The 7,524-nt window shown below is 55.5% G+C and carries 8 protein-coding genes and 2 tRNA genes; 9 read left to right on the top strand and 1 reads right to left on the bottom strand.

What is annotated here, in order from left to right:
• Nucleotides 1-21: 21 nt before the first annotated feature.
• Entirely contained in the window at nt 22-333 is a 312-nt protein-coding gene (locus tag QN399_RS25545; RefSeq protein ID WP_322177814.1) for a YhbY family RNA-binding protein, read from the bottom strand.
• 104 nt (nt 334-437) lie between these two features.
• Here QN399_RS25545 and rlmE point away from each other — a divergent pair, with 104 nt between their 5' ends.
• The 9 genes from rlmE (at nt 438) to rimP (ending at nt 7,498) form a co-directional block, all read left to right on the top strand.
• Nucleotides 438-1,088, top strand: a complete 651-nt coding sequence (rlmE, locus tag QN399_RS25540; RefSeq protein WP_322177815.1) for a 23S rRNA (uridine(2552)-2'-O)-methyltransferase RlmE — start codon at nt 438-440, stop codon at nt 1,086-1,088.
• A gap of 191 nt (nt 1,089-1,279) precedes the next feature.
• Nucleotides 1,280-3,184 carry an ATP-dependent zinc metalloprotease FtsH gene (ftsH, locus tag QN399_RS25535; protein ID WP_322177816.1) on the top strand — a complete coding sequence of 635 codons (1,905 nt, stop codon included), beginning with the start codon at nt 1,280-1,282 and terminating at the stop codon, nt 3,182-3,184.
• 8 nt (nt 3,185-3,192) lie between these two features.
• Nucleotides 3,193-4,044 carry a dihydropteroate synthase gene (folP, locus tag QN399_RS25530; RefSeq protein ID WP_322177817.1) on the top strand — a complete coding sequence of 284 codons (852 nt, stop codon included), beginning with the start codon at nt 3,193-3,195 and terminating at the stop codon, nt 4,042-4,044.
• A gap of 16 nt (nt 4,045-4,060) precedes the next feature.
• Nucleotides 4,061-5,398 (top strand): phosphoglucosamine mutase, encoded by a 1,338-nt coding sequence (gene glmM / locus QN399_RS25525; RefSeq protein WP_330201861.1) that lies wholly within the window; start codon nt 4,061-4,063, stop codon nt 5,396-5,398.
• Between the two features lie 66 nt (nt 5,399-5,464).
• Nucleotides 5,465-6,220, top strand: coding sequence for a triose-phosphate isomerase (gene tpiA / locus QN399_RS25520; RefSeq protein WP_322177819.1), 756 nt, complete (start codon nt 5,465-5,467; stop codon nt 6,218-6,220).
• 4 nt (nt 6,221-6,224) lie between these two features.
• The gene (gene secG / locus QN399_RS25515; protein WP_330201862.1) at nt 6,225-6,608 is read left to right on the top strand and encodes a preprotein translocase subunit SecG; all 384 of its coding nucleotides are present in this window, start codon (nt 6,225-6,227) and stop codon (nt 6,606-6,608) included.
• A gap of 44 nt (nt 6,609-6,652) precedes the next feature.
• Nucleotides 6,653-6,738: transfer RNA gene (locus QN399_RS25510), tRNA-Leu, on the top strand.
• Nucleotides 6,739-6,833: 95 nt separating this feature from the next.
• A tRNA-Met gene (locus QN399_RS25505) sits at nt 6,834-6,910 on the top strand.
• Nucleotides 6,911-7,039: 129 nt separating this feature from the next.
• Nucleotides 7,040-7,498 carry a ribosome maturation factor RimP gene (rimP, locus tag QN399_RS25500; protein WP_219063830.1) on the top strand — a complete coding sequence of 153 codons (459 nt, stop codon included), beginning with the start codon at nt 7,040-7,042 and terminating at the stop codon, nt 7,496-7,498.
• Nucleotides 7,499-7,524 lie beyond the last annotated feature (26 nt).

Below are 7,524 nucleotides of genomic sequence, written 5' to 3'. Positions count from 1 at the left end.
AGATGTGTATAAGAGACAGGGTTATGCGTGGAAGCGGTGGACGTTGGACAACAGCTTGTTTACCTTGGCGTTCTTGCGATAAATCAACGCCATTTTACCGATGACTTGCACTAAATCCGCTTTGCCGGCCTTGCACAACGCTGCAACGGCCTCCAGGCGGCTTTCGCGGTCGAGGATGTTGAGTTTGATTTTAATCAGCTCGTGATCGCCCAATGCGCGTTCAAGTTCGGCTAACACACCTTCAGTCAAACCTTTGTCAGCCACAATCAATACTGCTTTCAGATGATGGCCAATGGATTTGTACTGTTTCTTCTGCTCCTGAGTGAGCGGCATAATCTGACCTCTGCGTCTGATCTTGTAAAAAGCGGCGGCCAGTTTACCCGAGCGAGTCCGGGACCGCCCAGTTAATCACGACTCGTTTATTTTTGAGGTGCCCTGTGGCCCGTTCCAAAACAAGCCATAACTGGTTGAAAGAACATTTCGACGACCCTTACGTCAAAATGGCGCAAAAAGACGGGTATCGTTCGCGTGCCAGCTACAAGCTCCTGGAGATCCAGGAAAAGGACCGGTTGATCCGCCCAGGCATGACCGTTATCGACCTTGGCGCCGCGCCAGGAGGCTGGTCGCAGGTTACCAGTCGTCTGATTGGTGGTCAGGGGCGTTTGATCGCCTCAGACATTCTCGAAATGGACAGCATCCCTGATGTGACCTTCATTCAGGGTGATTTCACGGAGGATGCGGTGCTGGCTCAAATCCTCGAGGCTGTCGGTAATACACAAGTAGACCTTGTGATTTCCGATATGGCCCCCAATATGAGTGGACTGGCTGCTGTTGACATGCCACGCGCTATGTTTCTTTGCGAGCTGTCGCTTGATTTGGCGGGTCGTGTATTGCGTCCAGGTGGTGATTTTCTGGTCAAGATTTTCCAGGGCGATGGTTTCGACGCGTTCCATAAGTCGGTTCGCCAAGTGTTTGACAAGGTCCAGATGCGCAAACCGGCGGCTTCACGCGATCGGTCTCGCGAGCAGTATTTGCTGGGTCGAGGGTTTCGCGGCATCAAGGGCGCTGAAAGCGTTGAGCGGCTTTGATGTCGGCGATAGGTTTTATTAAATGGCCTTGCCAATGAAGCATAAACGAACATGATGTAGTCAATGTTTCACAAAGGGTTACAGACGGCGCCTGCCACACCCGTAGGTAATGTAGTAAGTTAGGCCGGTGAATATCATGCGAGGCACGCTCCTGCGTGGGGCTTGCTTCAGAGGGTAGCTAATTGAACGATATGGCAAAGAATTTGATCCTGTGGTTGATCATCGCCGCTGTCCTTGTGACAGTGATGAACAACTTCTCCAGCCCAAACGAGCCGCAAACCCTCAACTATTCCGAGTTCATCCAGCAGGTTAAGGATGGCAAGGTCGAGAAGGTTGCCGTCGACGGTTATGTCATCACCGGCAAGCGTGCCGATGGCGACTCTTTCAAAACTATTCGCCCGGCGATTCAGGACAATGGCCTGATCGGTGATCTGGTGGACAATCATGTAGTGATTGAAGGCAAGCAGCCTGAGCAGCAGAGCATATGGACTCAGCTTCTGGTCGCAAGCTTCCCGATCCTGGTGATCATCGCTGTCTTCATGTTTTTCATGCGGCAGATGCAGGGTGGTGCCGGCGGTAAAGGCGGGCCGATGAGCTTTGGCAAGAGCAAGGCGCGGCTGCTGTCCGAGGATCAGGTCAAGACCACGCTGGGCGACGTTGCCGGTTGCGACGAAGCTAAAGAAGAAGTCGGCGAACTCGTTGAGTTTCTCCGTGATCCGGGCAAGTTCCAGCGTCTGGGCGGCCGGATCCCACGCGGTGTGCTGATGGTTGGCCCGCCAGGGACCGGTAAAACCCTGTTGGCCAAGGCCATTGCAGGTGAAGCCAAGGTACCGTTCTTCACTATTTCCGGTTCCGACTTTGTCGAGATGTTCGTGGGCGTTGGTGCAAGCCGCGTCCGGGACATGTTTGAACAAGCCAAGAAACATGCGCCGTGCATCATCTTCATCGACGAAATCGATGCGGTCGGTCGCCATCGTGGTTCTGGCATGGGGGGTGGTCACGATGAACGTGAGCAGACTCTCAACCAGTTGCTGGTGGAGATGGATGGCTTCGAAATGAATGACGGCATCATCGTCATCGCCGCTACCAACCGTCCGGACGTACTCGACCCTGCGCTGCTGCGTCCAGGCCGTTTCGACCGTCAGGTGGTGGTTGGTCTGCCGGATATTCGTGGTCGCGAACAAATTCTGAAAGTCCATATGCGCAAAGTACCCATGGGTGAAGACGTCAACCCGGGCGTGATCGCTCGTGGTACGCCGGGCTTCTCCGGTGCTGACCTGGCTAACCTGGTCAACGAAGCTTCTCTGTTTGCCGCGCGTACCGGTAAACGTATCGTTGAGATGAAAGAGTTTGAGTTGGCCAAAGACAAGATCATGATGGGCGCCGAGCGCAAATCAATGGTCATGTCCGAGAAAGAGAAACGGAACACGGCTTATCACGAAGCGGGTCACGCCATCGTGGGTCGCATGGTGCCTGAACATGATCCGGTCTATAAGGTGTCTATCATTCCGCGTGGTCGTGCGCTGGGTGTGACCATGTTCTTGCCTGAAGAAGATCGTTACAGCTTGTCCAAGCGTGCGCTGATCAGTCAGATCTGCTCGCTGTATGGCGGGCGAATCGCTGAAGAAATGACCTTGGGCTTCGACGGCGTGACCACTGGCGCTTCCAACGACATTATGCGTGCAAGTCAAATTGCCCGGAACATGGTGACCAAGTGGGGCTTGTCAGAAAAGCTCGGTCCGCTGATGTATGCTGAAGATGAGGGTGAAATGTTCCTCGGTCGCGGCGGCGGCGGTCAGCACTCCAGCGTTTCTGCTGAAACGGCAAGGCTTATCGACTCTGAAGTTCGGAGTATCATTGATCAGTGCTACGGCAGCGCCAAGCATATCCTCACGGAGAATCGTGACAAACTTGATGCGATGGCCGATGCGCTGATGAAATATGAAACCATCGATGCTGAACAGATCGATGACATCATGGCCGGTCGCGCTCCTCGCGAACCGCGTGATTGGGAAGGTGGCTCCGGTACTACTCCGGCCGCGCCTCTGGGCCCGCGTCCAGAAACCCCTATCGGCGGTCCGGCTGCTGAACTCTAAGGTCTGACATGACTTCTGCGCTGTACCCAACCCGGTTGCCTTGCGGCAGCCGGGTTCTTGATTTGGCCCATACGCACGTGATGGGCATCCTGAATATCACGCCAGACTCTTTTTCGGACGGCGGCCGATTCAGTCAGCGCGAGGCGGCGTTGCGTCACGCCGAAGAGATGGTCGCTGCAGGTGCGACGTTGATCGATGTCGGTGGCGAGTCCACGCGGCCCGGTGCGCGCGCAGTTTCTCCTGTCGAAGAGCTTGAACGAATAGGTCCTGTCGTCGAGGCGCTAAGTCGCGAACTTGATGTGATTATTTCGGTCGATACTTCTACGCCAGCGGTCATTCGTGAGACGGCGCGCCTCGGTGCGGGCCTTATCAACGATGTGCGCTCTTTGCGTCGTGAGGGTGCTCTGGACGCTGCTGCGGCCACGGGTTTGCCTGTGTGTCTGATGCATATGCGCGGCGAGCCGGGCGATATGCAGGATAATCCGCAGTATGAGGATCTTGTGGGGGAGGTGTCCGCGTTTTTGCTCGAGCGGATGGAGCAGTGCGCGGCAGTCGGCATACCGCGTGAGCGGATTATTCTGGATCCGGGATTTGGCTTTGCTAAAAACCTTCAGCACAACCTGAGCCTGTTCAAGCATATGGAAGCCTTGCATGCGCTCGGCAGGCCGTTATTGGTAGGTGTGTCGCGCAAGAGCATGATTGGTCAGGTGCTTGGGCGTCCGGTTGCTGAGAGGCTTTCTGGTGGTCTGGCGTTGGCCGCCATGGCCATGATCAAGGGTGCACGCATTTTACGTGTGCACGATGTGGCCGAAACCGTCGACGTGGTGCGAATGATCGCTGCAGTCGAATCGGCTGAATAAGAATGAGGGAGCATCCATGACTAGAAAATATTTCGGTACCGACGGCATTCGTGGCCGGGTCGGTCAATTTCCGATTACTCCGGATTTTATGCTCAAGCTTGGCTGGGCCGCAGGGATGGCGTTCCGTCGCTTGGGTGCTTGCCGGGTTCTTGTCGGTAAAGACACGCGCATTTCTGGCTACATGTTCGAGTCGGCGCTGGAGGCCGGTCTCTCGGCTGCTGGCGCTGACGTCATGCTGCTGGGGCCGATGCCTACTCCGGCCATCGCCTATCTGACCCGCACCTTTCATGCCGAAGCTGGCATTGTGATCAGTGCGTCGCACAATCCTCATCATGACAACGGCATCAAATTCTTCTCTGGTCAGGGCACCAAATTGCCTGACGAAGTGGAAATGATGATCGAAGAGCTGCTTGATGCGCCGATGACGGTGGTTGAGTCCGATAAGCTGGGCAAGGTTTCGCGTATCAATGATGCCGCCGGGCGTTATATCGAATTCTGTAAAAGCAGTGTTCCGAGCAGTACCGATTTTGCAGGTTTAAAGCTGGTCATCGATTGCGCTCACGGGGCCACTTACAAAGTCGCACCCAACGTTTTTCGTGAGTTGGGCGCTCAGGTGACAGTTTTGTCGGCTGAGCCTAACGGCTTGAACATCAATGATGACTGCGGGTCGACCCATATGGGCAACTTGCAGGCTGCTGTGCTGGCAGGGCATGCCGATCTGGGTATCGCCTTCGATGGCGATGGCGACCGGGTGCTGATGGTCGATCACACGGGTGCAATCGTCGATGGTGATGATCTTTTGTTCATTATTGCGCGTGATTTGCATGAACGAGGCAAGCTGCAAGGCGGTGTCGTTGGCACGCTGATGAGTAATCTCGGGCTTGAGCTGGCATTTGCGGACTTAAATATTCCGTTCGTGCGTGCGGGCGTTGGCGACCGTTATGTAGTTGCGGAGTTGCTTGAGCGTAACTGGCAGATCGGTGGTGAGAACTCCGGTCACATTATCTGCTTCCAGCACACCACGACCGGTGACGCTATCATTGCTGCGCTGCAGGTTCTGCTAGCACTGCGTCGTCGCGACGAAAGCCTGGCGTTGGCGCGACAAGCGCTGCGCAAGTGTCCTCAGGTACTGCTTAATGTGCGCTTCGCAGGCGGTGTGGATCCGGTCCAGCATCCTGCCGTGAAAGAGGCTTGCGAGCGCGTTACTGTGGCTATGGCTGGCCGTGGGCGCGTGCTGTTACGCAAATCTGGCACTGAGCCATTGGTCCGTGTCATGGTCGAAGGTGACGACGAAATCCTGGTTCGCGGTTACGCCGATGAGCTGGCAAAACTGGTAACTGAAGTTTGCGCCTGATTTCGGCTTGCCAGTGTTGATGCGGTTGGGTAACATCTGCGCCCACTTTGACCGACGAGGTACAGCATGCGTCGCCTAATGGTAGCTGGTAACTGGAAGATGCACGGTACCCGCGCCAGCGTCGCTGAGCTGATCAATGGCCTTCGTAATCAGGCCTTGCCGAGCGGTGTTGATGTAGCAGTGTTTCCGCCTTGTTTGTACATCAATCAGGTGATTGACGGCCTTGATGGCAAGTCGGTCGCCGTAGGTGCGCAGAATTCTGCGGTAGAGCCAGTGCAGGGTGCGTTGACCGGTGAGACTTCGCCGAGTCAGCTGGCTGATGCGGGCTGTACCCTGGTCCTGGTAGGGCACTCTGAGCGTCGTCAGATCATGGGCGAGCGCGACGATGTCCTTAATCGCAAGTTCGCGGCAGCTCAGGCGTGTGGTTTGACGCCGGTGTTGTGCGTAGGGGAGACCCTGGAGCAGCGCGAAGCGGGTAAGACGTTTGAAGTTGTCGCGCGTCAGCTTGGCAGCATCATCGAAGAGCTGGGCGTCGGTGCTTTTGTAAATGCAGTCATTGCTTACGAGCCTGTCTGGGCCATTGGTACCGGACTGACTGCATCGCCCCAACAGGCGCAGGAAGTGCACGCAGCCATTCGTGCGCAGTTGGCGGCAGAGAATGCTGAGGTTGCACAAGGTGTGCGGCTTCTTTATGGCGGCAGCGTGAAGGCGGCCAATGCGGCTGAACTGTTCGGCATGCCGGATATCGATGGGGGGCTCATTGGTGGAGCGTCCCTGAATGCAGATGAGTTCGGTGCGATTTGTCGCGCCGCGGGAAACTGAAAAAATGCTGGAAACAGTCGTAGTCGTTTTTCATCTGTTGGGTGCGCTGGGCGTTGTCGCTCTGGTATTGCTGCAGCAGGGCAAGGGTGCGGACGCTGGTGCGTCTTTCGGTGCAGGTGCTTCAAATACTGTGTTCGGAAGCCAAGGTTCCTCTACCTTTCTTAGTAAGTTTACTGCTATACTTGCCGCCGGTTTCTTCATAACCAGCTTAGGGTTAGGTTACTTTGCTAAAGAGAAAGCTCATCAGCTGACTCAAGTAGGTTTGCCTGATCCAGAAGTATTGGAAGTACCGCAGAAAAAGCCGGCTACAGAAGATGTGCCGGTGCTCGAAGCGCAAAAGCCAGCGGCTAAACCTGCTGACGTACCTCAAGCGCCACAGCAAAAGTAACACCGGATCGGGCGGTTGATGTTGAACCGCTAAAGAGTTGTATTGCCGAGGTGGTGGAATTGGTAGACACGCAACCTTGAGGTGGTTGTGCCCATAGGGTGTAGGGGTTCGAGTCCCCTTCTCGGTACCAATTATCAAGATAGCCCGCAGTAGCGGGCTTTCTTGTCGGTGGAGGTTCGATTGACCCTGCGAGGGATCGGTCGTATACTTCCGCCCCAGCTTTGTCGCGGGGTGGAGCAGTCTGGTAGCTCGTCGGGCTCATAACCCGAAGGTCGTTGGTTCAAATCCAGCCCCCGCAACCAGTTTTAGCGGAGCCCCTTTTTAGGGGCTTTTTGTTAGCTGGACAGTCATAGCGCCGCTATTCAACGGCGTTTTCAGGGATGGGCGTTTCGCCCATTTTTTATTTGCATTGCATGCACGAGGGGGTTCAGGTGTCGAGCAAGCTAGAACAGTTGCAGGCCTTGGTGGCCCCGGTGGTCGTGGCCCTTGGCTATGAATGCTGGGGAATTGAGTTTTCGGCTCAAGGTCGCCATTCACTGTTGCGTATTTATATTGATAAAGAAGGCGGCGTTTTGGTGGATGACTGCGCCATAGTCAGCCGTCAGATCAGCGGTGTTCTGGACGTCGAAGATCCAATCGCCGTTGAATACACCCTTGAAGTCTCTTCTCCTGGCATGGAGCGCCCACTGTTCACGCTTGAGCAGTTTGCTTTGCACGCCGGCGAACAAGTGAAGATAAAGCTGCGTTCGCCCTTCGATGGTCGTCGCAACTTTCAGGGCCTTCTCCGCGGGGTGGAGGAGCAAGACATCGTGGTGCAGGTAGAAGACCACGAATACTTGTTGCCGATCGACTTGATCGACAAAGCCAACATTATCCCCAAGTTTGACTGAGACGCGGATCCCGCGGATCCAATGGC

The sequence above is a fragment of the Pseudomonas sp. 10C3 genome, from assembly GCF_036346185.1.
GTDB lineage: Bacteria > Pseudomonadota > Gammaproteobacteria > Pseudomonadales > Pseudomonadaceae > Aquipseudomonas.
This window is presented reverse-complemented; position numbering and strand designations above follow the sequence as displayed.